This window comes from Pseudomonas sp. BN607 (genome assembly GCF_029871175.1).
Classification (GTDB): Bacteria; Pseudomonadota; Gammaproteobacteria; order Pseudomonadales; family Pseudomonadaceae; genus Aquipseudomonas.
In genome coordinates this window covers 1-25686 of the sequence record NZ_SSOE01000025.1, presented here as the reverse complement: position 1 = coordinate 25686, position 25686 = coordinate 1, and the positions used below count along the sequence as shown (strand labels likewise).

The window sequence follows — 25686 nt, the reverse complement described above, 5'->3', positions numbered from 1 at the left end:
TCAGGCCAATACCTGGGTGATCCAGCCCAGCTGCTGGTTGAAGTCGTCGATCTTTGCCTGAGGCACCGCGTCACGGGCCCGCTGGAAATTGGCCAGAGTCTGCTGCTTCTGCCGCAGCATGCGCTGCCACTTGAACAGAAACGCCTCGCTTCTCTCCTGCATGAGCACCGGCCCGAAGTACAGCTGCTCAGCCGTGTATACCGCCCCATCGCCCGGCTCGGCCACTATGATCTCGTAGTCGAAGCGGTTTTCCCGCAGCAGTTCTTCGCTGACGATCCGGTAACCGTTGCCTGCCAGCCATCGGCGCAGCTCGCGTTCCCCGCCATTGGGCTGCAGTACCAGGCGCGTTACCCCGTCCAGGCGCTGCTTGCCGGCCTCGAGGATCTCGCACATGGTTTCGCCACCCATGCCACACATGCTGACCACCGAAATGCGGTCTTGCGGCTCGACCGCGGCCAGGCCATCGGCCAAGCGCACGGTGATATCAGCCTCCAGGCCGTTCCTGCGCACCGTGCGTTGGGCCGAAGCGAACGGCGTCTGCGCCACCTCACCCGCCACACCAGCTTCGATCACACCCCGCAGCATCAAGGCCACCGGCAGGAAGCCGTGGTCCGAGCCAATGTCGGCCAGGCGCGCGCCCTGCGGCACATGGGCGGCCACGCGCTCGAGGCGCCTGGACAAAGTCTGTTCGTTCAACGTAAACCCCTGGTTTTGCAATCGGCCGCGATTCTGACCTTGAACGCCGCGCATTTCAAACACCGGGGCACCCTCGACCCGCCCCGTGCGCTCGCGTAGGCTTGCCGTTTTCCTTCCGTCGCAAGGCAAACGCACCATGGCAAATGCAGACATCATCTACACCCCGGACCCGGACGCCGAGTCGATTTCCTCTGACGTCGCCGAGTACAACGGCGTGTTGGTCACCACGCAAATCCCGACCCACGCCGACGGCAGCCTGGCCCTGGGCGACATCGTCGAGCAGAGCGAGTGCACCCTGCAGGCGTTGAAAGTGGCGCTGGAAAAGGCCGGCAGCGGCATGGACCGGGTGCTGCACCTGACCATCTACCTGACCGACATGGCTGACCGCGCGGCGTTCAACGAGGTGTACCAGCGCTTCTTCAGCAAGCCCTGGCCGGTGCGCGCCGCAGTGGGTGTGGCATCCCTCGCATTTGAAGGCATGCGCGTAGAAGTGACAGCGATGGCTGCCAAGCGCTGAGCTGGGCTTGTCGGGGCCGCCCTGCGGCCCTTTCGCGACGCAAGGCCACTTTCACGATTCCGCATACTCGCAGCCAATCCCGCACCTCTCGGCACCCCAATGATGCCGCCAGCCCGTTTCGCCGCTACAATGCCCGCCTAAACCGTGACAGCCCGAAAATATAACGACATGTCCCTTCCAAAGAATCACCTGGAACTGCTCAGCCCTGCCCGTGACGTGGCCATCGCCCGTGAGGCGATCCTGCACGGCGCTGACGCCATCTACATCGGTGGCCCGAGCTTCGGCGCGCGCCATAATGCCTGCAACGAAGTCAGCGATATCGCCGAGCTGGTCGAGTTCGCCCATCGCTACCATGCACGTGTGTTCACCACCATCAACACCATCCTCCACGACAACGAGCTGGAACCCGCGCGCAAGCTGATTCACCAGCTGTACGACGCCGGTGTCGATGCGCTGATCGTGCAGGACCTGGGGGTGATGGAACTGGACATTCCGCCGATCGAGCTGCATGCCAGCACCCAGACCGACATCCGTACCCTGGAGCGCGCCAAGTTCCTCGACCAGGCTGGTTTCTCGCAGCTGGTACTGGCACGTGAACTGAACCTGCAGCAAATCCGCACCATCGCCGCCGAAACCGACGCCGCCATCGAGTTCTTCATCCATGGTGCGCTTTGCGTGGCATTCTCCGGCCAGTGCAACATTTCCCACGCACAGACCGGCCGCAGCGCCAACCGGGGCGACTGCTCGCAGGCTTGCCGCCTGCCCTACACCCTGAAGGACGACCAGGGCCGCGTGGTGGCCTTCGAGAAGCACCTGCTGTCGATGAAGGACAACAACCAGACCGCCAACCTGGCCGACCTGGTCGATGCCGGTGTGCGCTCGTTCAAGATCGAAGGCCGCTACAAGGACATGGGCTACGTGAAGAACATCACCGCCCACTACCGCAAGGAACTCGACGCGATCCTTGAGGGCCGCCCGCAGTATGCCCGTGCCTCCAGCGGCCGTACCGAGCATTTCTTCCTGCCCGACCCGGACAAGACCTTCCACCGTGGCAGCACCGACTACTTCGTCACCGACCGCAAGGTCGATATCGGCGCCTTCGACTCGCCAACCTTCACCGGCCTGCCGGTGGGCGTGGTGGAAAAGGTCGGCAAGCGCGACATGCTGGTGGTCACCGACGTGCCGCTGACCAACGGCGACGGCCTGAACGTGCTGGTCAAGCGTGAAGTGGTGGGCTTCCGGGCCAACATCGCCGAACCGCGTGGCGAGTTCGAGGAAGACGGCAGCAAGCGCTACCGCTACCGCGTCGAGCCCAACGAAATGCCCGAGGGCTTGTACAAACTGCGTCCCAACCACCCGCTGTCGCGCAACCTCGACCACAACTGGCAGCAGGCCCTGCAACGTACGTCTTCCGAGCGCCGGGTTGGCGTGGAGTGGCACGCGGTATTGCGCGAGCAACGCCTGATGCTGACCCTGAGCAGTGAAGAAGGCGTGAGCGTGCAGGTGGCCCTGGAAGGCCCGTTCGGCGCGGCCAACAAGCCGCAGCAGGCGCTAGAGCAGCTGCACGATCTGCTCGGCCAGCTGGGGACCACGATGTACCACGCCGACAGCATCGAGCTGGACGCCCCGCAGGCATATTTCATCCCCAACTCGCAGCTCAAGGCCCTGCGCCGCGAAGCCATCGAAGCGCTGACTGCCGCTCGCGTGCAGGCGCACCCCCGGGGCGGGCGCAAGGCCGAGACCACGCCACCGCCGGTGTACCCCGAGTCGCACCTGTCGTTCCTGGCCAACGTTTACAACCAGAAGGCCCGCGACTTCTACCACCGCCATGGGGTGCAACTGATCGATGCAGCCTACGAGGCCCATGAAGAGCATGGCGAAGTGCCGGTGATGATCACCAAGCACTGCCTGCGCTTCTCCTTCAACCTGTGCCCCAAGCAGGCCAAGGGGGTGACCGGAGTGCGCACCAAGGTGGCACCGATGCAGCTGATTCAGGGCGACGAAGTGCTGACCTTGAAGTTCGACTGCAAGCCGTGCGAGATGCATGTGATCGGCAAAATGAAGAGCCACATCATCGACCTGCCAACGCCGGGTAGCGCGGTGGCGCAAGTGGTCGGGCATATCAGCCCGGAAGACCTGCTGAAGACCATTCCGCGCGGGCCGCATTGATCCTTCATAGCCTGTAGGGACCCATTCGCAGCGAGGCTGCTACAGGTACCGCGCTGGGGGGCTGCAAAAGCAGCCTCTCAGCGTATCTGGTGCTTGTGCAGCAACCGATAGAACGTCGGTCGCGAAATACCCAGCACCTTGGCCGCCACACTCAGGTTGTCACTGTGGCGGTTCAGCACATCGCACAGTGCCTGCCGTTCAGCGCGGTGCTTGTACTCCTCCAGCGTGCCCAGCGGCTGCTGCTCCTGGTCGAGGGCATGCAAGCCCAGGTCCTGCGCCTCGATCTGCCGCCCTTCAGCCAGTACCAGGCCGCGGCGCACACGGTTGGCCAGCTCGCGCACATTGCCTGGCCAATCATGCCGGCCCATTGCCGCCAAGGCATGGTCGCTGAACGAGCGGGGTCGGCGCCCGGTTTCCAGGCTGTAGAAATGCGCGAAATGACTGGCCAGCATCGACAGGTCACCATGCCGGTCGCGCAACGGTGCGGTCACCACCTGCAACACGTTCAGGCGGTAGTACAGGTCTTCGCGAAAACGCCCTTGCTCGATAGCCCGTTCCAGGTCCACATGCGTCGCCGCCAGCACCCGCACATCCACCGGGATCGGCTGGCTGCCACCGACCCGCTCGATATGCTTCTCCTGCAAGAACCGGAGCAGGTTGGCCTGCAGTTCCAGCGGCAGATCGCCAATTTCATCGAGGAACAGCGTGCCACCATGGGCCGCCTCGATACGCCCGGCCTTGCGCTGATGAGCGCCGGTGAAGGCGCCCTTTTCATGGCCGAACAGCTCCGACTGGATAAGATGCTCGGGGATCGCCCCGCAATTGATGGCGATGAACGGCTGCTCGCTGCGCTGCGACTGGCGGTGCAGCGTGCGCGCCACCAGCTCCTTGCCGGTGCCACTTTCACCCCGGATCAGCACCGGTGACTCGGTGGGGGCCAGCTTGCCCAGCAACTTGCGCAGCTCCCGGATCGGCCGGCTTTCGCCAAGCAACTCGTGGGGCGCCTCGTCGACCTTGACCGCCCCCTTGCCCCGCAGGCGCGCCATGCCGAAGGCCCGGCCCAAGGTAACCTGCACCCGGGAGACGTCGAACGGCAAGGTATGGAAGTCGAAAAACCACTCACAGACAAAGTCACCGAATGCCGGCATGCGCAGCTGTTCGGCGCTTAGCACGGCGATCCATTCGGTGTTACTGCGCTTGATCATGTCCTTGACCGCGTCCGGGTGCCTCAGGTGCGAAGCCTGCAAGCGCAGCAGGCCCACATCACAAGGATGGTCGAGCGCTGCGCCGAGCACACAACTGTCTACATCCCAGCCTGCGTTGCGCAAACCAGGCAACAAATCGTGGCAGTCGTCACAGGGGTCGACAATTAGCAAACGGCGTTGAGCGGCAGCCTGGTGCATGACCGATCCTTGGCGCCAGTTTTTGGTTTTTTGAAGTAAAACAGCAAGTTGTGGCGCCCGTTTAACAGTAGCAACGAAGTTGACGGTTCCCAGTACCGTCTGTCTGCCGACGCATTTTTTTACAATCCGCCACGGGAATTTTCGCACTTTAACGACATCACATGGCGGCGCAGGCAAGAACGGATGCAACCCTGACAAAAAAATTTACAACCATTGTGTGACTTGCCCCCTGACAACGAGCATCAGTACACATAACCCCGCGCTGCACATCGCGATACATGAGGCGAGTTTCAAGCAACGCGGACTTGACGATGTTTGGGACCATAGAGAGACCGAACCATGAATGCCCCGCTCCGTGTCAACGAAGCACTGCTGATTGCCGACCACGCCTTCGAACCTTTCCAGTGCGTAGCCTGGGATGCACCCAACGGTACTGGTGAACTGAGCCTGGCAGTGATCGACCGGACCAGCACCCGTATCGGCGCCAAGCAAGTATCCTCGCGTATCTATTCCGATCCGGCCCAGTGGGCCAGCCTGATCGAGGAAGTGCGCGCCGAACTGTGCGAAAAAGGTTACGACCTGCAACCTTGGTCGATGCCGAAATAATAACGGCCGGCAACACAAGTGCGTGTAACATCACGCACTTGTACAACTACCTCCACACTGCCCTGGCAACTTTTCTTATTGCGACATAATGTCGCGCAGCCACTTTTCATTCCGCCAGACTGAACTGCTGCACGTGCTGATAATCGGCCTGCAATTGTTCAGCCAGCCGCTGTGCACGGCCCAGACGTACTGGCGCCAGTTCCATGTCCACCAACAACGTGGCACAGGGCATCGGCTGTACAGTATTGCAGTGCTGCAGTCGACCATCGGTAAATACCAGGCAGCGCATGGCTTCTTGTGGATGAGCCCGTTGCCGCGCCTGCAGCCAGTGCCGGGCCTGCTCAAGCGCTGCGATCAGTGGTGTTCCGCCTCCTGCCCCCAATGCCTGCAACCAGGGCTGCAACGCGGCCGAAGCCTTGAGGCCGTGGCGCTGCCACTGCGGCGCGCGCCCACTGGCAGTCAGCAACGCCAGGCGGGCACGTTGACGGTAGGCCTGGTCGAACAAAGACGCCAGCAAGCCTTTGGTTTGCGCAAGCGCCTGATGGCGACGGGTCGAGGCTGAAGCATCGACGATCACCAACCACAGCTCCGCCGGTTTGCCTTGACGCTGCTGCCAGCACAAGTCCTGGCGCTGGCGTGGGCGCCCCTTGAGCAAAGTCGGCAGCCAGGCCACCCGGCCGGCGGACGCATTGAGTACGCGGCCGCGGTTGGCGCCGTACTGCTTGCCTGCGCCTGCTTTGGCATCCGCCCCTGTGGCAGGTGGCTGGGGGATGCTCAGGGCTTTTTTGCCCAGTTCGGCACCTCACGGCGGGCACCGCTGGCCACCGGCTGCGCCGGCATGGCACCCCAGTCACCCTGCCCGCCTTGCTCGCCTGGGTTGCCGACACCCTGCTGGCCCGGCTGCGGCTCAGGCTGCGCGGGTGGGTTGGCCTGGGGAGCAGCCCGGCGGCGGTGGCGCAAGGCGAATTCGGCCACCGCCTCGACATCCACTTCTTCGATAGCGGCATTACCGCGCCAGGCGCAATGGGCGCGCGCGGCACGCAGCCACACCAGGTCGGCGCGCAGGCCATCGACGCCAGCGGCGTAGCAGCGCTCGGTGATCCAGGCCAGCGCCTGGTCGTCCAGGGCGATGCCGGCCAGGGCCTGACGCGCCGCTTGGCAGCGCTCGCGCAGTTGTGCCTGGGCCACGGCCCATTGCGCGCAAAAAGCCTGTGGGTCACTGTCAAAGGCCAGGCGGCGGCGAATGATCTGCTGCCGCGCTGCGGGCTCGGGCAAGCCTTCCAGCACCACGTTCAGGCCAAAGCGGTCGAGCAACTGCGGGCGCAGCTCGCCTTCTTCCGGGTTCATGGTCCCGATCAGCACGAAGCGGGCACTGTGCCGGTGCGAGATGCCGTCGCGCTCGATGCGGTTGGTGCCGCTGGCCGCCACGTCGAGCAACAGATCGACCAGGGTGTCGGGCAACAGGTTGACCTCGTCGACATACAGCACGCCGCCATCGGCCTGGGCCAGCACCCCCGGCGAGAACTGCGCCTTGCCCTGCCCCAGCGCGGCGTCCAGGTCGAGGGTACCGACCAGCCGTTCCTCGCTGGCGCCCAGTGGCAAGGTGACGAACGGGCCTTCGCCGAGCAGGTCGGCCAGGCCACGCGCCAAGGTGCTCTTGGCCATGCCGCGCGGCCCTTCGATCAGCACGCCGCCGATCTTCGGGTCGATGGCGGTCAGGCACAGTGCCAGCTTCAGCGCGTCGGCACCGACCACGGCGGCCAGCGGAAATTGTACGGGTTCACTCATTTCAAGCCTGTTCCTCGCCGTCGAGCAGCTGTTCCTCAAGGGCTTCGCGGTAGTCGCCCGGCGCCTGCCACAGGCCGCGCTGCTGGGCCTCCAGCAAGCGCTCGGTGAGGTCGCGCAGGGCCTCGGGGTTGTGCTCGCGCATGAAGTCGCGGGTGGCCGGGTCGAGCACGTAGGCATCGGCCAGCCCCTGGTAATGATGGTCGTCGATCAGGTGCGTGGTGGCGTCGAAGGCAAACAGGTTGTCGACCGTCGCCGCCATCTCGAATGCACCCTTGTAGCCATGGCGCTTCACCCCGTCGATCCACTTCGGGTTGAGCGCGCGAGCGCGGACCACCCGGTTAAGCTCTTCCTTCAGGGTGCGGATGCGCGGCCGGTCGGCCTGGCTGTGGTCGCCATGGTAGCTGGCCACGCCGGCCCCGCTCAGGGTTTCCGACGCCGCCAGCATACCGCCCTGGAACTGGTAATAATCGTTGGAATCGAGCAGGTCGTGCTCGTGGTTGTCCTGGTTTTGCAGCACCGCCTGTACCTTGGCCAGGCGCTGGGCGAACTGGGCGCGGGCCGGGGTACCGTCGTCGCTACCCCCGTAGGCGTAGCCGCCGTGGTTGAGGTAAACCTCGGCCAGGTCGTCGCGGCTATGCCACAGCCGGCCGTCGATGGCGTTCTGCACCCCGGCCCCGTAGGCACCTGGTTTGGCACCGAACACCCGCCAGCCGGCCTGGCGCGCGGCCTGTTCAGCGTCAACGCCCTGTTCAAGCAGGGCAGCACGCTCGCCGCGCACCCGGGCGGCCAGGGGGTTGAGGCTGTCGGGCTCGTCCAGCGCGGCCACGGCCTGCACTGCTGCATCGAACAGGCGGATCAGGTTGCCGAAGGCATCGCGGAAAAACCCGGAAACGCGCAAGGTCACGTCCACCCGTGGGCGGTCGAGCAGGCTCAGGGGCAGGATCTCGAAATCATCGACACGCTGGCTGCCGGTGGCCCACACCGGCCGCACGCCCATCAGCGCCATGGCCTGGGCGATGTCGTCGCCACCGGTGCGCATGGTCGCCGTGCCCCACACCGACAGGCCCAACTGGCGCAAGTGGTCGCCGTGGTCCTGCAAGTGGCGCTCAAGGATCAGGTTGGCCGAGGCGAAGCCAAGACGCCAGGCGGTGGTGGTGGGCAGGTTGCGCACGTCCACGGTATAGAAGTTGCGGCCGGTGGGCAGTACGTCGAGGCGGCCCCGGCTAGGCGCGCCGCTGGGGCCGGCCGGTACGAAACGCCCGGCCAGCGCCGCCAGCAGGCCATTCATTTCGGCAGGGCCGCAGGCATCCAGGCTGGGGGCTACAGCGTCACGCAGGGCGTGTACCACGTCGCGCACCGGTTGCCATTCGTTTTGCGCGGGCAGCTGCGCAGTACCGGCCAGCACCTGCTCGATCAGTTGCAGTGCCAACAGTTCAAGGCGCTCGCGGGTGTCGCCACAGGTACGCCAAGGTGCCTCACCCATGGCCTGCAACTGCTCGGGGCGAGCCCCCTGCCACGGCAGGCCCAGCTCGCAATCGAGCGGGTCGAAGCCGGGCACCAGCGCCTTGGCCAACGCCCGCAGCAGGCTGGCATTGCCGCCGCGTCCGTCACCGCGCTCAACCCGCAACAGCGCCAGCAGCGTATCCAGGCGCAAGCGCCCTTCAGGCGACTCACCGAACACATGCAGACCATCGCGAATCTGCGACTCCTTGAGGTCGCACAGGTAGGTGTCCAGCCGTGGCAACCACACCGCGGCATCGTCCAGCTGCCCTTCCAGCTGCAGCTCACGGTCGATGTGGTTGGCCTTGACCAGTTCAAGGATGTCGCGCTGCAACTCGCGGGCACGCCGTGGGTCGAGCAGTTGCGCTTCATAGAACTCATCGGCCAGCTGCTCCAGGTGGCGCAGCGGGCCGTAGGTTTCGGCCCGGGTCAGCGGCGGCATCAGGTGGTCGATGATCACCGCCTGGGTACGCCGTTTGGCTTGGGCGCCCTCACCCGGGTCGTTGACGATGAACGGGTAGATATTCGGCAACGGGCCGAGCAAGGCATCTGGCCAGCACTGCGCCGACAGCCCGACGCCCTTGCCGGGCAACCACTCGAGGTTGCCGTGCTTGCCGACGTGGATCACCGCGTCGGCGGCAAAGGCATGACGCAGCCAGAAGTGGAACGCCAGGTAACCGTGCGGCGGCACCAGATCGGGGTCGTGGTACACGGCGCTGGGGTCCACCTGGTAGCCGCGCGCCGGCTGAATACCGACAAAGGTCAGGCCAAAACGCAAGCCGGCAACCATCAGCCGGCCATTGCGGAACATCGGATCGCGCTGGGGCGGGCCCCAGCGCTCCAGCACCGCCTGGCGGTTGGCCTCGGGCAGGCGGTCGAACGCAGCCTGGTAGTCGTCCAGGCTCAGGCTTTGGGCGCAGGGCCGCTGGTCGAGGTGGTCGAGGTCATTGGTCACGCCGCCAAGCAATTGGTGAATCAGCTGCGTGCCGCTGCCCGGCAGGTCGGCCAGTGGGTAGCCTTGGGCCTGCAATGCCTTGAGGATATTCAGCGCGGCTGCCGGAGTGTCCAGGCCGACGCCATTGCCGATGCGGCCGTCGCGGGTCGGGTAGTTGGCCAACACCAGTGCTACGCGTTTCTGCGCATTTGGCAGGCGGGCAAGCTCGACCCAGCGGCGGGCCAGCTCGGCGACGAAGTCCATGCGTTCGGGGTGGGCCCGGTAGCACACCACGTCGGACTGGCTGCGCTCGCTGCGCCAGGCCATGTCCTTGAAACTGACCGGCCGGGTGATGATGCGCCCGTCAAGTTCCGGCAGGGCGATGTGCATCGCCAGGTCACGCGCGCCCAGGCCCTGCTCGCTGCCTTCCCAGCCGGGCTGGTTGTCCTGCGCGCAAATGGCTTGCAACACCGGGATGTCGCGGCGGAACGGCCGCAGGTTGGGGCGTTCCGGGCTGGACAGGGCAAAGCCGGTGGTATTGACCAGCACCTCGGCGCCGACCTCCTCGAGCCAGGCTTCAACCTGTTCCAGGCAGGCGCTTTCCTTGAGGCTGGCCACGGCAATCGGCAACGGGTTCAGCCCGGCAGCCTGCAGGCGCTGGCAGAACACATCGATGAATGCAGTGTTGGCCGCCTGCAGGTGGGAGCGGTAGAACAGCAGCGGTGCCACCGGCTGTTCAGGGTGCCACTGCGGGTACCAGTCCTCCAGCGTCGCACTGCCCTTGTGCGGGTGATACACCGCCGTGCGCGGCAATGGCTGCGGCTCGTCCCAGGCGTAGTCGCGGCCCAGCCACTGGTTGGCCAGGCTGTTGAACAGGTTGATGGCATTGGCCTTGCCGCCCTGGCGCAAGTAGTGCCAGAGGCGCTCGGCCTGCGCACCCGTGACGCTGCCCAGGCTGGTCAGCTCCGGGTCCGGGCGGTCGTCGCCTGGCACCAGGATCAGCTGCACACCGCGGGCGGCCAGCTCGACCAGCTGTTCGACGCCGTAGCGCCAGTAGCCGACGCCACCGTGCAACGACACCAGGATGACCTTGGCATGGCGCAGCACCTGGTCGACATACAGGTCGACCGAGGCATGGTTCTGCACCTGCATCGGGTTGGCCAGGCGCAAGCTGGGGAAGCCTTCGGGCAATTGCTCGGCGGTATCGGCGAGCAATGCCAGGTGTGAATCGCCGCTGCAGAGAATCACCAGCTCGGCGGGTGTCTGGCCGAGGTCGGCAATGCTGTCATCCGGCACGAAGCCGCCGGGCTGGGTCCGCAGCAGGTGCATGGGTCAGGCGCCCAGGGCCTGGCGCAGGCGCGCTTCCAGCTGCGCCGCATCGAGGTCCTGGCCAATCAGCACCAGGCGGGTGATGCGCGGCTCGTCAGCGCGCCATGCGCGGTCGAAGTGCTTGTCGAATCGGGTACCCACGCCTTGCACCAGCAGGCGCATCGGCTTGCCCGGAATGGCCGCGAAGCCTTTGGCACGGAGGATGCCGAACTCCACCACCAGCTGGGTAAGGGCATCGAGCAACAGGCTTTCGTCGGCTTCTGGCAGGTCGATGGAGATGGAGTCGAAGGCATCGTGGTCATGATCGTCATGGTCGTCACCGTCGTGGTGCGAGTCGTGGTGGGTGCGGCGCCCATCGATATGCGCCTCGGACTCGGCACCCACGCCCAGCAGCACTTCCAGCGGCAGCTTGCCGCTGCTGGCTTCGACCACTTTCACCGCGGGCGGCAGTTCTTCGGCGACTTCGGCGCGGACCTTGGCAAGGCCTTCGGCGTCGATCAAGTCGGCCTTGTTCAACACCACCAGGTCGGCACTGGCCAGCTGGTCGGCGAACAGCTCGTGCAGTGGCGATTCGTGATCCAGGTTCGGGTCGAGCTTGCGCTGCGCATCGACCTGGTCCGGGTAAGCAGCAAAGGTGCCGGCAGCCACCGCAGGGCTATCGACCACGGTGATAACGGCATCGACGGTGCAGGCGTTGCGGATTTCCGGCCACTGGAAGGCTTGCACCAGCGGTTTTGGCAGGGCCAGGCCACTGGTTTCGATCAGGATGTGGTCCAGGTCGCCCCGGCGGGCCACCAGCTCGCGCATGACCGGGAAGAACTCCTCCTGCACGGTGCAGCACAGGCAGCCGTTGGCCAGTTCATAGACGCGGCCGCTGGCTTCTTCTTCGGTGCAACCGATGCTGCACTGCTTGAGGATTTCGCCGTCGATGCCCAGTTCGCCGAATTCGTTGACGATCACCGCAATACGGCGGCCTTGGGCGTTGTCGAGCATGTGGCGCAACAAGGTGGTCTTGCCCGAGCCGAGGAAGCCGGTGACGATGGTGACGGGGAGCTTGGCCAGTGTTTTCATGTCGCATTGCCCTTGGCAGTATGGCGCGGGCATGCAGGACGACAGCCACGGGCCAGACCGGCCGGGCTTGTTCGCCACCGGATCACCCCGCCCGGTTGAAAGTCGAAAACGTTGCGAGGCAGGTCTCCTGGCTTGCACCGTTCCAGTCGCCTGCTGATGCAGCAGTCTGGCGGGATGACGCCTTCCCGCGCCTGGCGCAGTGGCTGTGTCGATCCGTTGTCGGTGCTTACAGTTGCGGGGGCAGCCGCGGCTTGTACCGCGTTCCCGTCTTAGCTTCGGCCTGGCCGAAGAACCTCGAAGTGGCAAGGCTACGCAGTGGCTGGCGGGTGGTCAACCATTGCTGCGGGGCCGGTCGACAACGCTGGGCGCAAGTGCGCTACAGTGGCGCCTTTATCCACGGTCAAGGACGCACCATGCCCCTCGCCCCTGCCATACCTGTACTGCGCATATTCTCGATCGACAAGGCCAAGGAGTTCTACCTCGATTTCCTGGGTTTCAGCCTGGACTGGGAGCACCGCTTCAGCCCTGACTTGCCGTTGTATATGCAAATCCACCGTGATGGCCTGATCCTGCACCTTTCAGAGCACCATGGCGATGCCTGCCCTGGCTCGACCGTGTTCGCCCGCCTCGACGACCTGCGGGCGCTGGAGCGTGAATTGCAGGGTAAACAGTACGGTTTCGCCCGGCCGGAGGCCGAGCGCCTGGATTGGGGCCTGCAGATGCAAGTGTGGGACCCGTTCGGCAACCGCCTGCGCTTCTGCCAGCAGATCGATGACGAGGCCAACCCGTGAAGGCTTTGGGCAAGCGCGAAATGGGCCGCCTGGAGCGGGAGTTGGTCGCGTGCCTGACCGATGCCTGCGAAGCCGCCAAGGCGGAGATTATCGGCTTCAGTTGGCTTACCCATCGCCTCGACCCCGAGGACTTTCCGAGCAGCCTGCGTATTACCTGGGTATTCGAGCAAGAGGCCGACAAGGCAGCGGCCGTGGTCGGTGATGCGAAGGCGCGCATGCTGGCACTTACCGCTCTGGCGCTCGAGCAAGCCGGCATTCGGCTGGACCATCCGGCCTGGCATGTGCGATTCGACAGTGAAGAAGCCTGCGCGCACGGCCACGGCGGAGACTGGGCCAAGCGCTTGCACACGCAGCGCTGAGCCCCAACCGGCAGCCGGTGCTTTACCCGGCCCCAGACGGTCCGTTAGGCTACGCATTCTCTAAATTACGAGGTGTTCGTCCAATGCGCCATTGATGCCGCCGTCCGTTCGACGGCCAGTCTTCAGCCTCCGGTTCGTACCGGAGATGTCGCGGCATTTATGGAGTTGTGCATGACGAACACGTCGACGCTGACGCTGGACAGCGTGTCCTTGGCCTTGCCTGATGGCAGGCCGCTGTTTAGCAACCTCAACGAAACCATCGACCAACGGCGCACCGGCCTGGTCGGGCGCAATGGCGTGGGCAAAAGCCTGCTAGGGCAGATTCATGCCGGCCAGCGTGAACCGAGCAGCGGCCATTGTCGACGCCTCGGGCCTGTCCATTTGCTGGACCAGCAAGTCATCGAGCGCACGCAGGCCCAGCAGCAACTTGCCCGGCTGAAGCAGGAGCAGCAGCGCCAGGCCCGTGAACTGCAGCGCCAACGCGAAGACCTGGAGCGCCATCAAGCGCGGGCCGGGCACCAAGCCAAGCACGCCAACCAGGCCAAGATTCTGATCCACCGCAAGCAGGAGCGCAGCCAGGCCACCGCTGGCAAGCAGCGCCGCGACCATCGCGATGCTCGGCAAACGCTACTGGGCCAAGTGCGTGACGCCGCCCGCAAGGTGGAGCAAGACAGCGCTATTACCTTGTTTTGCGGGGTGCTGATAGTGGCGTCCCATGATGTGGTATTGCTGGAAAACCTGGCGCTGGATGAGTACTTGCTGTTGTAGAAACCGAAAAAAAAGCATCGCAGCCTATCAATTCGTGACTGGCCGTTCCCGATCCGCCAAGGATGTATTAAGGTGGCATGGTGCGCATATAACAGCAGCCCGAGCGATCGGGCACTTGCAAGACAATGAGGGTGTCATGAGCAACGAAAGCATTAATTGGGACAAGCTGGGTTTCGACTACATCAAGACCGACAAACGCTACCTGTCCGTATGGCGCAATGGCGAGTGGGACAAGGGCACCCTGACCGAAGACAACGTGCTGCACATCAGTGAAGGCTCCACGGCCCTGCACTACGGCCAGCAGTGCTTCGAAGGCCTGAAGGCCTACCGCTGCAAGGACGGCTCGATCAACCTGTTCCGCCCGGACCAGAACGCCGCCCGCATGCAGCGCAGCTGCGCCCGCCTGCTGATGCCGCACGTGCCGACCGATGTGTTCATCGAAGCGTGCAAGCAAGTGGTCAAGGCCAACGAAAAGTTCGTGCCCCCGCACGGCAAAGGCGCCCTGTACCTGCGCCCGTTCGTGATCGGCACCGGCGACAACATTGGCGTGCGCACCGCCCCCGAGTTCATCTTCTCGGTATTCGCCATCCCGGTTGGCTCGTACTTCAAGGGCGGCATGAAGCCGCACAACTTCCAGATTTCCAGCTTCGACCGTGCTGCCCCGCAGGGCACCGGCGCGGCCAAGGTCGGTGGCAACTACGCTGCCAGCCTGCAGCCAGGCGCTGAAGCGAAGAAAGCCAACTTCGCCGACGCCATCTACCTGGACCCATTGACCCACACCAAGATCGAAGAAGTCGGCTCGGCCAACTTCTTCGGCATCACCGCCAACAACGAGTTCGTCACCCCGAAATCGGCCTCGGTGTTGCCAGGCATCACCCGCCTCTCGCTGATGGAACTGGCGCAATCGCGCCTGGGCCTGACTGTGATCGAAGGCGATGTCGAGATCAGCAAGCTGGACCGCTTCGTAGAAGCCGGTGCCTGCGGTACCGCAGCCGTGATCACCCCGATCGGCGGCATCGAGTACAACGGCAAGCTGCACGTGTTCCACGATCTGGAAAAGGTCGGCCCGGTTACCCAGAAGCTCTACAACGAGCTGACCGGTATCCAGAGCGGCGATGTAGAGGCGCCGGCAGGCTGGATCGTCAAGGTCGCCTGAGGCGCTTCAGCGTGTCTAATCCTGAAATAGGCTTACACCTGTTCAGGTAGGCCGACAGGCCTCAAAACGCCCGATGCACTGCATCGGGCGTTTTGTTTTTCAGGGCCATGTGTGGCCTCTCTGTGTTGGGGATCCGCACTGTCTCATCAACCATCTGTCTTGCTTGATCCAGGCGTAGAGGCAGTGAACGGGCATGCCCAACCCCAGTCGAACCTATCAGGCAAGCGAGGCCTGAGCGAGACGGTGCTGGAAACTTTCCAAGAACACTGTCTCTGCCATGGTCATCCTCTGCTCCCTATTCCAGAGCAAATGCAAATCCGCGTTGACGATGCCCTCTGCAGGCGGCAACCGCCATAGCAGCCCCTTTTCCACCTCTTCATGGAGGAGGTGCTCAGGCATGCAGCCCACTCCGTACCCAGCACAAACCAGCCGCTGAACTTCCTCAACACTCGGAGACGATGCAACGATGCGCCCAGTGAAGCCATGTTGATCGCGAAACATCGCAAGGGGAGATAGGTTGCCCCCCAACTGATCGCTGACAAAACTCACGAAATTTTCCCCGCGTAGCGACTCAAGCGTCACATCGCTGCGCCCAAACAATCGATGCCGCACGCCACAGAAAAACGCATAACGCTGACTAAGCAACAGGCGTTGTTCCAGCTTCAGCTGGGGAATGCGACACAAGCCAACACCAGCAGTGGCAGTCTTTTGAAGCAGAGAGCTGATGATATCGGCGCTACGCATGACATCAATTTCCAGTTCCACACGTGGATGCGCCTCATGGAAATCTCCCAGGAAATCGTCGTAGAGCTGTGACTGAACCCGACTAACGCTCAGCACTCGCACCTTGCCTACTACGTCATCGCTTTCCTTTTCCACCGCAGCACTGATGCGCGATACATCCCCATAGATATCAATGGCGATGCGCAAGACCTCCTCCCCGGCAGCCGTGAGGTCGAAACGCGGCCCGCCTCGGAGAATGAGAGCGCAGCCGAGCTGCTCCTCCAGACGCCTCAGCGCCTGACTAACCGCTGACTGGGTCACGTGCAGCCTTGCTGCAGCTCTGCTGATGCTGCCCTCTTGGCCAATCGCAAGGTAGGTACGCAGCAGGTTCCAGTCCAGGCGATCGTTCAGAAATCGACGTCCTTCCCATTTGTTGACCAAAGCATCAGATCTTGAAGTTGGCGGATTCATTGACGGGCCTATTAGTAGCGCTGCTAATACGACGGATAAGAATTAGCAAATTGACTAATCATAGCCCGAAGGCGATAAATCTCGAAAGCGCCGAACAGAGCGCGACCGGCTTAGCCAAACCTGCCCACCTGCCTATAACTCTAAGAAGGGCCTTGCATGCATACGTCAAACCAGCCGCGTCGTGCGGCGGCTGCCGCATTTGTCGGCACCACCATCGAGTTCTACGACTTCTACATCTACGCCACGGCGGCTGCGCTCGTGCTGGGTCAGGTGTTCTTCCCGAGCGGCAACTCCTTGCTCAGCACCTTGGCGGCATTCGGCACCTTCGCCGTAGGCTTCGTTGCCCGACCAATGGCAGGCATGGTGTTTGGCCATCTGGGCGACCGTCTGGGCCGTAAAAAAATGCTGCTGGTCACCATGGTTCTCATGGGCCTGGCAACCACAGGCATCGGCCTGCTACCCAGTTACGCCAGTGCTGGCATCTGGGCCCCCATCGGTCTGATTGCCCTGCGAATTGTCCAGGGGATCTCCGTCGGCGGTGAGTGGGGTGGTGCCGTCCTGATGGCCAGTGAGCATGCGCCGGCCAAACGCAAAGTGTTCTATGCCTCTTTCGCTCAGCTCGGTAGCCCGGCTGGCCTGCTGCTCGCGCTGATCGCATTCCGCCTGGTGTCTTCCTTGGAACCCGAAGAGTTCCTGAACTGGGGTTGGCGCCTGCCGTTCCTGGCCAGCGGCGTCCTGATGCTGGTTGGTCTGGCGATCCGTTTCGGCGTCGAGGAAAGCCCTGAATTCCAAGCCGCCAAGGCCAAGCAAGAGGTCGTCAAATACCCGGTGCTGGAAGTGGTACGTGACTGCTGGAGGCAGATCCTGTTTGCCGCTCTCGCGGTGACCATCGGCTCCGCCGGATTCTTCTTCACGAACACCTTCATGATCACCTACGTCACCAACTACCAGGGTATCCCACGAGCAACCATCCTCGACTGCCTGTTCCTGGTGACCATCCTGCAGTTCTTGACCCAGCCGCTGGCAGCACTGCTCGCTGAACGCATTGGCGAAGGCCGGTTCCTCAAGTTGGTGGCCCTGCTGTGCATGGCTGTGCCCTACCCCATGTTCATGCTGGTCGGCACCCAGAATCTGGTGTTGATGACAGCCGGCATCGCGATGGCAGTGGTCACGCTCTCGGCGCTGTATGCGGTGATCGCTGGCTACATGACCCAGGCCTTCCCCGCTCACCTGCGCTACTCCGGGATCTCTCTCGCCTATCAGTTGATTTGCGCCATCGCTGGGGGCAGCACGCCGATCATTGGCACATTGCTGGCCGACCGCTTCGCCGGCCAGTGGCTGCCACTCGCCGTATTCTTCACCGCGCTCTCCACGCTTTCCTTGATCGGCGTCTGTGGTCTCTCTCGCCTTCGTGGCGAGCAGCAGCACCCCACCCCCGCCATCGCACGTTAAATCAGGAGTTTTCATGAGCAAGCCGCACAACATTGGCGATGTCGAATGGCAGGCACGCTGCGAACTGGCCGCGCTGTACCGGATGGTGGCGCACTTCCGCATGACCGACTTGATCGACACCCACATCACCCTGCGTATTCCTGGGCCTGAGCATCACTTCCTGATCAACCAATACGGCGTGATCTTCGACCGGATGCGCGCCAGTGACCTGGTACGAATTGACCAGCATGGCAACGTCGTCGACGAGGCTTTTGGTGAACGCCGGGTGAATGCTGCCGGCTTCGTGATCCACTCGGCGATCCACATGGCCCGCCCGGACATGCACTGTGTGATCCACACCCACACAGCTGCTGGCATAGCCGTGTCAGCCCAAGAGCAAGGGTTGTTGCCGATCAGTCAGCATGCGCTGAAGTTCTACGGCAAACTGGCCTACCACCAATACGAAGGCATCGCCCTGTCCCTGGATGAGCGTGAGCGCCTGATCGCCGACCTCGGCACGCACAAAGCAATGATCCTGCGGAACCATGGACTGCTGGCCGGCGGCGCCAGTGTTGCCGAGGCCTTCCACGAGATTCACTTCCTGGAGCGCGCCTGCCAAGCGCAAGTGCAAGCATTGGCCGGCGGCAGCAAGCTCATCTACCCCAGCGAAGAAGTCTGCCGCCACACCGCCGCGCAATTCCAACGCGACGAGTCGGCGCAAATCATCAGCCTGAGCTGGAACGCCGCCCTGACCTTGATCGAACACCAACGCGAGTCGTACTGCTCATGAAACCGCTGGTATTACTGTCAACCGACCAGGCACTTCTGGGCCAACTGCAGTCCGCCTTCGCTCGCAGCGCTCCGCAGCTACGCGTGGTGCTGGCCAACGATCCCGCTGCCCAAGAGGCACAGGTAGCCGCTTGCTGGTTCCCTCCCATAGGCAGCCTCAGCGCATTACCCAACCTGAAGCTGATCCACTCGGTGGCTGCTGGTGTTGATCACCTGGCCAACGACCCGAGCCAGCCAGCATTGCCAGTGTGCAGAGTCGTAGACCCAGCTCACCGCCAAGGCATGGCGGAGTATGTTCGCTGGGCGGTCATCCACTACCATCGGGACTTCGACCGAGCACTTGCCCAACAGCAGCAACAGGTATGGCAACGTCACCCTCAACGACTCGCTGGTGAATACCGCATCGGCGTCATGGGGCTCGGCTCCCTTGGAGGAGCTATTGCCGGCGAGTTGGCCGAGGCCGGATATGCAGTGCGAGGTTGGTCGAGGAGTGCCAGGCAGCTGACCGGCGTGCGCACATTCTCGGGCCCAGCGGAGTTCGATCAGTTCCTGGATGGTCTCGATCTGTTGATCAACCTGCTGCCATTGACCGACGCCACTCGCGGCGTCCTCTGCCAGAAGACCTTTGAAGCCTTGGCGCCAAACGCGGCAGTGATCAACTGCGGACGCGGGCAGCACCTGCAGGTGGCTGACCTGGTCAACGCCGTCAACACTGGCCGCCTGCGCGGTGCGTTGCTGGATGTGTTCGAGAAAGAGCCGCTGCCATTGGACAGCCGCCTCTGGAGCACGCCGGGAATCGTCGTCACACCCCACATGGCCTCATGCGCTTCCCACGACTGCATCGCGCAGCAGGTGGCCGAGAACGCCCGGCGCCTGGCCTGCGATGAACCACTTCTAAACCAAGTAGACCCCGCGCTCGGATACTGATCCCACCGCCTGTTTGAGGATTCACATCATGCATACATGCAACGGCACACGGCTGTGGGACAGCCTCATGGACATGGCCAAGGTCGGCCCAACCGCCAAAGGCGGCAACTGCCGCTTGGCACTGTCGAAAGAAGACCGTGATGGACGCGAGCTGTTCGCAAACTGGTGCCGCGGGGCCGGGATGAGCATCCATGTCGATGCTATCGGCAACCTGTTCGCCCGCCTGCCAGGTCGCAATGACGACCTGCCCCCTGTGGTCATGGGCAGCCATTTGGACACCCAGCCGAAGGGGGGGCGCTTCGATGGCATTTACGGCGTGCTTGCCGGCCTGGAAGTGGTACGCAGCCTTCAAGACAAAGGCCTGCAGCCCGAGCGCCCACTGGAAATCGCGGTCTGGACGAACGAAGAGGGCGCTCGTTTCACTCCCGCCATGCTCGGCTCGGCGGTGTTCACGGGCGAGCTGCCCCTGGCCCAAGCGCTGTCCAGCCGCGATGCTGAAGGCGTCAGCGTGGCCGAAGCGTTGGAACAAACCGGCTACGCAGGTGAGCTTCCTCTGGGCCGTGAGTTCGACGCGTACTTCGAAGCACACATCGAGCAAGGCCCAATCCTGGAGGACGCCGGCCTGCCCGTAGGGTTGGTCACGGGTGGGCAAGCGATCTGCTGGCTGGACATCGAGATCAGTGGCCAGGCCGCTCACGCAGGCACCACGCCAATGCCTCTGCGCCGCGACTCCTTGTTCGGCGTAGGGGAAATGATCACCGCACTCGAACAACTGTCACGCGACTTCGCCCCCAAAGGTCTCGTTACCGTTGGCCAATTGCAGATCGCCCGCTCCTCCCGCAACACCATCCCTGGCCACGTGGCGTTCACCCTCGACCTTCGCCATCACGAAGACGCCGCCATCGCTGACATGGAAGCCAGCGCCCGTGCACTCATCGACCAGATCGCCACCAAGCGTGGCTTGCAAGTTCAGATCAACCGCCACTGGCTGAGCCCGGCCACGCCTTTCGATCCGGCCTGCATCGATGCAGTACGCAAAGCCATCGAAGGCCTGGGCTACCCGTACCAGCCAATCGTCAGCGGCGCCGGCCATGACGCCATTCACCTGGCCCGTCACTGCCCAACCACTATGGTGTTCATCCCCTGCGTCGGCGGCCTGAGCCATAACGAAGCCGAAGACGCATTGCCCAACGACGTGACCATGGGCTGCGACGTACTGCTTAACGCCGTGCTGACCCGCGCCGACAGACGCTGACTTAGCCAGATCCACCCAGGCGCCCAGCCAATTCAAGAAAGCTGGGCCCACGGGAACGCTTTGCCCAAAAACAAGAAATAGCCGCTCCGTCTTCAGCTGCCAATAACAACCAGAACCCATCTTTCGGGAGAAAATGGCAATGACCAGCCCTGCGTACACCGAGGTTGCCAGCGCGCAACCACAACGCACCGCCGACATGAAAAAAGTCGCGGTCGCCAGTGTGATCGGCACCACCGTTGAGTGGTATGACCTGTTCCTCTTCGCCACGGCCTCGGCCCTGGTATTCAACAAAATCTTCTTCCCAGGCTTTGATCCCCTGGTAGGCACCCTCCTCGCTTTCGGCACCTTTGCTTCAGCCTACGGCGCCCGGATGATCGGCGCCGCGCTCTTCGGTCACTTCGGTGACCGCCTGGGCCGAAAATCGATGCTGCTCATCTCGCTGCTGACCATGGGGGCGGCCACCTTCGCCATCGGCCTGTTGCCGAGCTATGAATCGGTGGGCATCTGGGCACCGATCATGTTGCTGACACTGCGCATCATCCAGGGCCTGGCCTTGGGTGGGGAATGGGGCGGCGCCGTTCTGATGGCCGTGGAGCACGCTCCCAAACATCAGCGTGGACTGTACGGCTCGTGGGTTCAAATCGGCGTACCCGCGGGGACGATGCTGGCAAACCTCGTGTTCCTGATGTTCGCCACCACGCTGACCAACGAGCAGTTGTTGGATTGGGGGTGGCGTGTCCCGTTCCTGCTAAGCGTTCTGCTGATCGGACTGGGCTTGTACATCCGCCTCAATATCCATGAGACGCCGTCGTTCAAAGCGGTGGAGAACAAAGGCACACAAGTCAAAGTGCCGCTGTTCGAAGTGTTTCGCAAATACTGGAAGCAGGTAGTCCTAGGTGGCGTGGCAACTATGTCCACTGGCACCTCCTACAACCTGATCGTGGCCTTCGGCCTGACCTACGGCACCCAGACCCTGGGCTTCACACGTGGCGAAATGCTCACGGTAGTGCTGGTTTCCTGCGCTGCCTGTATCGCCATGCTGCCGTTCTTCGGCGCCCTCTCAGACAAGGTTGGCCGTAAGCCGATCATCATCGGCGGGATCATCGCCGAGGCACTCGTGGCTTTCCCGATGTTCTGGCTGATGGATTCCAAAGTTCTCGGCCTGGCGTTCGCCGGTTACATGCTGATGATGACGGCATTCGCGGCCAACTACGGCCCCATTGCCACGTTCCTCGCCGAGTTGTTCGGCACTCGAGTGCGTTACTCGGGCCTGTCGATCAGCTACATGCTTTCCGGCCTCCTCGGAAGCGCTGCAACGCCTCTGGTTACCACCGCATTGCTGTCGTGGACTGGCAAAGGCTCATCGATTGCCTGGTACATGATCGGCTCAGCAGTTGTTTCTCTGATCGCGCTGCTGCTACTCACCGAGACCTTCAAACGGGATATCGACCAAGCACGGCAGTAATTCCGTGCTGTACCCGTGAGTGCTTCTTGCCAACCAGGCGAGCGCTTTCCACTTCCATTTGAAGAGTTTCCCGATGAAAAAGTACCTGATGAGTGCAGGCGTTTTCGCCTTGTCCCCCTTCGCTCAAGCCGATCTGGTGGGCGACAGCCATGCGAACCTTGGCCTGCGCAACTTTTACTTCAACAACGACTTCCGCGATCAGGCCGGCAGCCTCGGCCAGAGCAAAACCGAAGAGTGGGCCCAGGCCTTCGTGCTCGACTTCAAATCCGGTTTTACCGATGGGCCAATCGGAGTCGGCCTGGATGCCTTGGGCTTGATGGGTGTGACGCTCGATAGCGGCGATGGTCGCCACCGGGGCAGCAGCATGATCCCCGACGACGGCAGCGGCGCGGCCCAACAGTGGAGTCGCCTGGGCCTGACACCCAAGCTGAAAGTCGCCAACACCGAACTGCGATACGGCACGCTGATGCCCAAGCTGCCGGTGCTGACCTACAACGATGGTCGCCTGCTACCCCAAACGTTCGAGGGCGCCCAGATCACCTCAACCGACCTGGATGGCCTGACCCTTACCGGCGGGCGCCTCAATCGTGCTACGGGCCGTGCCTCCAGTGACCGTACTGGATTGGCCGTAGCCGGCGGCACCCGTGAGAGCGACCAGTTCCTCTTCGCGGGTGGCGACTACCGCTTCGGCAAACAACTCACGGCGCAATACTACGTTGCCAACCTTGAGGACTATTACACCCAGCACTTCGTAGGCCTCACCCACACCCTTCCGTTCTCCGAAGGCCAATCGCTACGGACTGATCTGCGCTACTTCCGCACCTTCGCCGATGGAGCAAACGACTCTGCTTCTGGTCGCGCAGGTGGATACCGCGTGGGCGGTTACACCGAGGACGGTGACGGCAAGATCGATAACCACACCTGGAGCGCCGCGCTTACCTATTCCGTACAGGGACACGCGCTCATGGCCGGCTATCAGGCAGTGTCGGATGGGAGCAACTTCGTTCAGCCGAACCAGGGCTCCCTCAGCGGCAAGGGTGCAGGGGGTGCCAGTGTCTATCTCTACACCGACCGTATGCTCGCGAGCTTCAACCGGGCAGGCGAGCGTACCGCGTTCGCTCAGTACAGCTACGACTTCGCCGCTGCCGGCGTACCTGGCCTGAAGTTCTCCCTGATGTACCTGAAGGGTGACGACATCCGCACCACCAGCGGAAATGACGCGAGCGAATGGGAGCGGGATGTTGGCCTGGATTATGTCGTGCAGGACGGTGCATTCAAGGGCCTCGGTCTGGCTTGGCGCCACGGGTTGCTGCACTCCGAAATCGATCCCAACCAGGAACAAAACCGACTCATAGTCAGCTACACCCTGGCGCTTTTCTGATTTCTGACCAAGTGCTGCCGGCGAGCCGGCGGCACGCCTTCGCTTCAAGGAGCTCTCAATGAAACGCATCCACAGCGCCACTGGCACCATCAGCCCAGTAGGCCCCTACTCCCAAGCCGTGGTCAGCGGCCACCTGGTATTCACCGCCGGCCAGATCCCATCACTGGGCAGCCTCGAGGAACAACCCGATAACTTCAAAGATCAGGTCAGACAGACCTTCGCCAACCTGGCCGCGATCCTCGACGCAGCTGGCTCCAGCCTGTCACACATCGTCAAGGTCAACGCATACCTGACAGATCCCGATCAACTGACGCCATTCAACGAGGTTTACAAGGAAATCCTTGGCCATGCACCACCTGCCCGCACAACCGTCTGCGTACAGTTGTGGGGAGTGAGCCTGGAAATCGACTGTATAGCCGAGCTGGTCGACATGGAGCGTGGGAAATGAACGACAACGATTTTATCGCAAAGCTGCGAGAGGTCAGCTTCGCTGCACTGGGCCACTTCCTCGAACAAGGGTTCGTCAGCCACGAAGTCCGCGCAATGGTGCCGGGCGGACGCATTGTTGGCCGGGCAGTGACGTTGCGTCTTGCAGAGCCGGATGCCATCGCAGTCAATCGCGCCCTGATCTCCCTGCAGCCGGGCGACGCTCTGGTGATCGACATGGCGGGTGACCATGCCCACGCTTGCGTTGGTGCGGTCACGCAGTTTGCGGCTCGCTGCGCAGGTGCAGCCGGCATCATCGTTGACGGCGTAGTTACCGACATCAACGAGCTGCGTGCTTGCCAGTTGCCGGTCTTCGCTCGCGGCACCACTCAGCTGACTACCAAGCTGATCGGAAGCGCCACCAGCCAGGTGAATGTGACAGTGAACTGCGCTGGGGTCACGGTGAATCCAGGCGACCTTGTCTTGGCCGATGACAACGGTGTGCTCATCTTGCCAGCACGAGAGCTGACAAAAGTAATAGACAAGGCACTCAATGCCGACCTCACTGAACCCGATTTACTGGCGCGACTGCGCGATGGCGTACCGCTCCACGAGATGCTGCTTACGAGTATTGAAACGGCTAGCTAAACTGTGTGAGGCTGCTCGCACATGGGTGATTGGAAACCTGCCATCCACCCATGTGCAGTGCAAATCATAGAGTAAAAAAACGCCATTAAGACGCTTCCCGAGGGTGCCTCAATAGGGCTGAGGCACTGCTCGGCGTAAGTTGCAGTTGAACGCTCGCCATGCGAGCGGGAGTGACGGAATAACGGGAAGCGTCCCCCGTGCCCCCCCCCGATCTAGCCACCGGAAACCTTATACAGCCAGTGATCGTTCACGTAATTCCCCATTAAGGATGCGGTCGTTCTCACTGTAGTCGACTGGGCAGTCGATCACGTGCACGCCGGGGTTGGCAATGCAGTGATCCAGCAGCGGCAGCAAAGCATCAGCACTGTCCACTCGGTATCCATTGGCGCCGTAAGCTTCGGCATATTTAACGAAGTCCGGGTTGCCATAGTCCAGGCCGAAATCGGTGAAGCCCATGTTGGCCTGTTTCCAGCGGATCATGCCGTAGCCGTCGTCCCGCAGGATCACCACAGTGATGTGCATGCCCAGACGGACCGCGGTTTCCAGTTCCTGACTGTTCATCATGAAGCCACCGTCGCCGCACACCGAAATCACCGGACGATCCGGATGTACCAGATGCGCCGCCATGGCCGACGGCAGGCCGGCGCCCATAGTCGCCAGTGCATTGTCCAGCAGCACGGTGTTCGGCTTGTGCGCCTTGTAGTTACGGGCGAACCAGATTTTGTAGATGCCGTTGTCCAGGGCAACGATGCCTTCAGACGGCAGCACGCGACGGATGTCGGCCACCAGGCGCTGTGGGTAGACCGGGAAGCGGTCATCATCGGCACCTTCGGCGATCTGCGCTTCGTTGGCTTCACGGATGGCCATCAGGCGGGTGAAGTCCCAGTGCGCGGTATCGTTCAGCGCTTCGCTGATCTGCCACACGGCGTTGGCGATGTCGCCGATCACTTCCACCTGCGGGAAGTACACGGCATCGACTTCGGCGGAGCGGAAGCTGATGTGGATGACTTCGGTGCCACTACGGACCATGAAGAACGGCGGCTTTTCGATCACGTCGTGGCCGATGTTGATGATCAGGTCGGC

The 25686-nt window shown here is 62.7% G+C and carries 22 protein-coding genes, 2 pseudogenes and 1 riboswitch; of the genes and pseudogenes, 15 read left to right on the top strand and 9 right to left on the bottom strand.

The features are described from left to right. Window positions 1-696: a tRNA (adenine(22)-N(1))-methyltransferase TrmK gene (locus E8E68_RS04890; RefSeq protein ID WP_110744456.1), complete on the bottom strand. Its 696-nt coding sequence runs from the start codon at window positions 694-696 to the stop codon at window positions 1-3. Window positions 697-832: 136 nt separating this feature from the next. Here E8E68_RS04890 and E8E68_RS04885 point away from each other — a divergent pair, with 136 nt between their 5' ends. After that, the gene (locus tag E8E68_RS04885; RefSeq protein WP_266029850.1) at window positions 833-1213 is read left to right on the top strand and encodes a RidA family protein; all 381 of its coding nucleotides are present in this window, start codon (window positions 833-835) and stop codon (window positions 1211-1213) included. A 168-nt stretch (window positions 1214-1381) separates the two neighbouring features. Beyond that, a complete protein-coding gene (locus E8E68_RS04880) occupies window positions 1382-3382 on the top strand; it encodes a U32 family peptidase (RefSeq protein WP_110744442.1) in 2001 nt (666 codons plus the stop codon). Between the two features lie 77 nt (window positions 3383-3459). Here E8E68_RS04880 and E8E68_RS04875 read toward each other — a convergent pair whose 3' ends face one another. Further along, window positions 3460-4785: a sigma-54 dependent transcriptional regulator gene (locus E8E68_RS04875; RefSeq protein ID WP_266029849.1), complete on the bottom strand. Its 1326-nt coding sequence runs from the start codon at window positions 4783-4785 to the stop codon at window positions 3460-3462. 339 nt (window positions 4786-5124) lie between these two features. On the opposite strand from E8E68_RS04875, the gene E8E68_RS04870 reads away from it, so the two are divergent. After that, the gene (locus E8E68_RS04870) at window positions 5125-5391 is read left to right on the top strand and encodes a hypothetical protein (RefSeq protein WP_003247923.1); all 267 of its coding nucleotides are present in this window, start codon (window positions 5125-5127) and stop codon (window positions 5389-5391) included. 106 nt (window positions 5392-5497) lie between these two features. Here the strand turns inward: E8E68_RS04870 and E8E68_RS04865 are convergent, their stop codons facing one another. The 4 genes from E8E68_RS04865 to cobW all read right to left on the bottom strand — a co-directional run bounded on the left by E8E68_RS04865 (window position 5498) and on the right by cobW (window position 12013). Next, window positions 5498-6064, bottom strand: coding sequence for a VWA domain-containing protein (locus tag E8E68_RS04865; protein ID WP_266029847.1), 567 nt, complete (start codon window positions 6062-6064; stop codon window positions 5498-5500). A 101-nt stretch (window positions 6065-6165) separates the two neighbouring features. Next, window positions 6166-7179: an AAA family ATPase gene (locus E8E68_RS04860; protein WP_110744445.1), complete on the bottom strand. Its 1014-nt coding sequence runs from the start codon at window positions 7177-7179 to the stop codon at window positions 6166-6168. Window position 7180: 1 nt separating this feature from the next. Further along, window positions 7181-10942: a cobaltochelatase subunit CobN gene (cobN, locus tag E8E68_RS04855; protein WP_280340004.1), complete on the bottom strand. Its 3762-nt coding sequence runs from the start codon at window positions 10940-10942 to the stop codon at window positions 7181-7183. A gap of 3 nt (window positions 10943-10945) precedes the next feature. Beyond that, entirely contained in the window at window positions 10946-12013 is a 1068-nt protein-coding gene (gene cobW, locus E8E68_RS04850; protein WP_085623274.1) for a cobalamin biosynthesis protein CobW, read from the bottom strand. A 99-nt stretch (window positions 12014-12112) separates the two neighbouring features. Next, window positions 12113-12325: riboswitch (cobalamin riboswitch) on the bottom strand. Window positions 12326-12426: 101 nt separating this feature from the next. On the opposite strand from cobW, the gene E8E68_RS04845 reads away from it, so the two are divergent. The 4 genes and pseudogenes from E8E68_RS04845 to E8E68_RS04830 all read left to right on the top strand — a co-directional run bounded on the left by E8E68_RS04845 (window position 12427) and on the right by E8E68_RS04830 (window position 15087). Then, window positions 12427-12804: a glyoxalase superfamily protein gene (locus tag E8E68_RS04845; RefSeq protein WP_266029844.1), complete on the top strand. Its 378-nt coding sequence runs from the start codon at window positions 12427-12429 to the stop codon at window positions 12802-12804. Further along, the gene (locus E8E68_RS04840; RefSeq protein WP_280339979.1) at window positions 12801-13163 is read left to right on the top strand and encodes a hypothetical protein; all 363 of its coding nucleotides are present in this window, start codon (window positions 12801-12803) and stop codon (window positions 13161-13163) included. The genes E8E68_RS04845 and E8E68_RS04840 overlap by 4 nt, the downstream gene beginning before the upstream one ends. Before the next feature lie 171 nt (window positions 13164-13334). After that, window positions 13335-13850 (top strand): annotated as a pseudogene (locus E8E68_RS04835) (ATP-binding cassette domain-containing protein); the annotation flags it as partial. A gap of 217 nt (window positions 13851-14067) precedes the next feature. Then, window positions 14068-15087 (top strand): branched-chain amino acid aminotransferase, encoded by a 1020-nt coding sequence (locus tag E8E68_RS04830; RefSeq protein WP_003247906.1) that lies wholly within the window; start codon window positions 14068-14070, stop codon window positions 15085-15087. A gap of 61 nt (window positions 15088-15148) precedes the next feature. On the opposite strand, the pseudogene E8E68_RS04825 reads toward E8E68_RS04830, so the two are convergent. Both E8E68_RS04825 and E8E68_RS04820 read right to left on the bottom strand, forming a co-directional pair. Next, window positions 15149-15259: pseudogene (locus tag E8E68_RS04825) on the bottom strand (integrase core domain-containing protein); the annotation flags it as partial. 44 nt (window positions 15260-15303) lie between these two features. Continuing rightward, a complete protein-coding gene (locus E8E68_RS04820; RefSeq protein ID WP_280339976.1) occupies window positions 15304-16281 on the bottom strand; it encodes a LysR family transcriptional regulator in 978 nt (325 codons plus the stop codon). Between the two features lie 156 nt (window positions 16282-16437). Between E8E68_RS04820 and E8E68_RS04815 the strand changes: the two genes are divergently transcribed. From E8E68_RS04815 to E8E68_RS04780, 8 genes are all read left to right on the top strand, one after another. Further along, on the top strand, window positions 16438-17733 hold the full coding sequence (locus E8E68_RS04815) for an MFS transporter (RefSeq protein ID WP_266029838.1): 1296 nt from the start codon (window positions 16438-16440) through the stop codon (window positions 17731-17733). Between the two features lie 13 nt (window positions 17734-17746). Further along, window positions 17747-18502, top strand: a complete 756-nt coding sequence (locus E8E68_RS04810) for a class II aldolase/adducin family protein (RefSeq protein ID WP_266029837.1) — start codon at window positions 17747-17749, stop codon at window positions 18500-18502. After that, window positions 18499-19428 carry a glyoxylate/hydroxypyruvate reductase A gene (locus E8E68_RS04805; protein ID WP_266029836.1) on the top strand — a complete coding sequence of 310 codons (930 nt, stop codon included), beginning with the start codon at window positions 18499-18501 and terminating at the stop codon, window positions 19426-19428. The genes E8E68_RS04810 and E8E68_RS04805 overlap by 4 nt, the downstream gene beginning before the upstream one ends. 28 nt (window positions 19429-19456) lie before the next feature. Further along, window positions 19457-20683, top strand: a complete 1227-nt coding sequence (locus E8E68_RS04800; protein ID WP_266029835.1) for a Zn-dependent hydrolase — start codon at window positions 19457-19459, stop codon at window positions 20681-20683. Window positions 20684-20822: 139 nt separating this feature from the next. Continuing rightward, entirely contained in the window at window positions 20823-22148 is a 1326-nt protein-coding gene (locus E8E68_RS04795; RefSeq protein ID WP_038409459.1) for an MFS transporter, read from the top strand. 73 nt (window positions 22149-22221) lie between these two features. Beyond that, entirely contained in the window at window positions 22222-23529 is a 1308-nt protein-coding gene (locus E8E68_RS04790) for an OprD family porin (protein ID WP_266029833.1), read from the top strand. Between the two features lie 58 nt (window positions 23530-23587). Next, entirely contained in the window at window positions 23588-23977 is a 390-nt protein-coding gene (locus E8E68_RS04785; RefSeq protein WP_266029831.1) for a RidA family protein, read from the top strand. Then, window positions 23974-24603, top strand: coding sequence for an RraA family protein (locus tag E8E68_RS04780; RefSeq protein WP_266029829.1), 630 nt, complete (start codon window positions 23974-23976; stop codon window positions 24601-24603). Before E8E68_RS04785 ends, E8E68_RS04780 begins: the two co-directional genes overlap by 4 nt. Window positions 24604-24831: 228 nt before the next feature. Here the strand turns inward: E8E68_RS04780 and E8E68_RS04775 are convergent. Next, the coding region (locus E8E68_RS04775) for a thiamine pyrophosphate-dependent enzyme (RefSeq protein WP_280339964.1) at window positions 24832-25686 on the bottom strand (855 nt) is incomplete at its 5' end.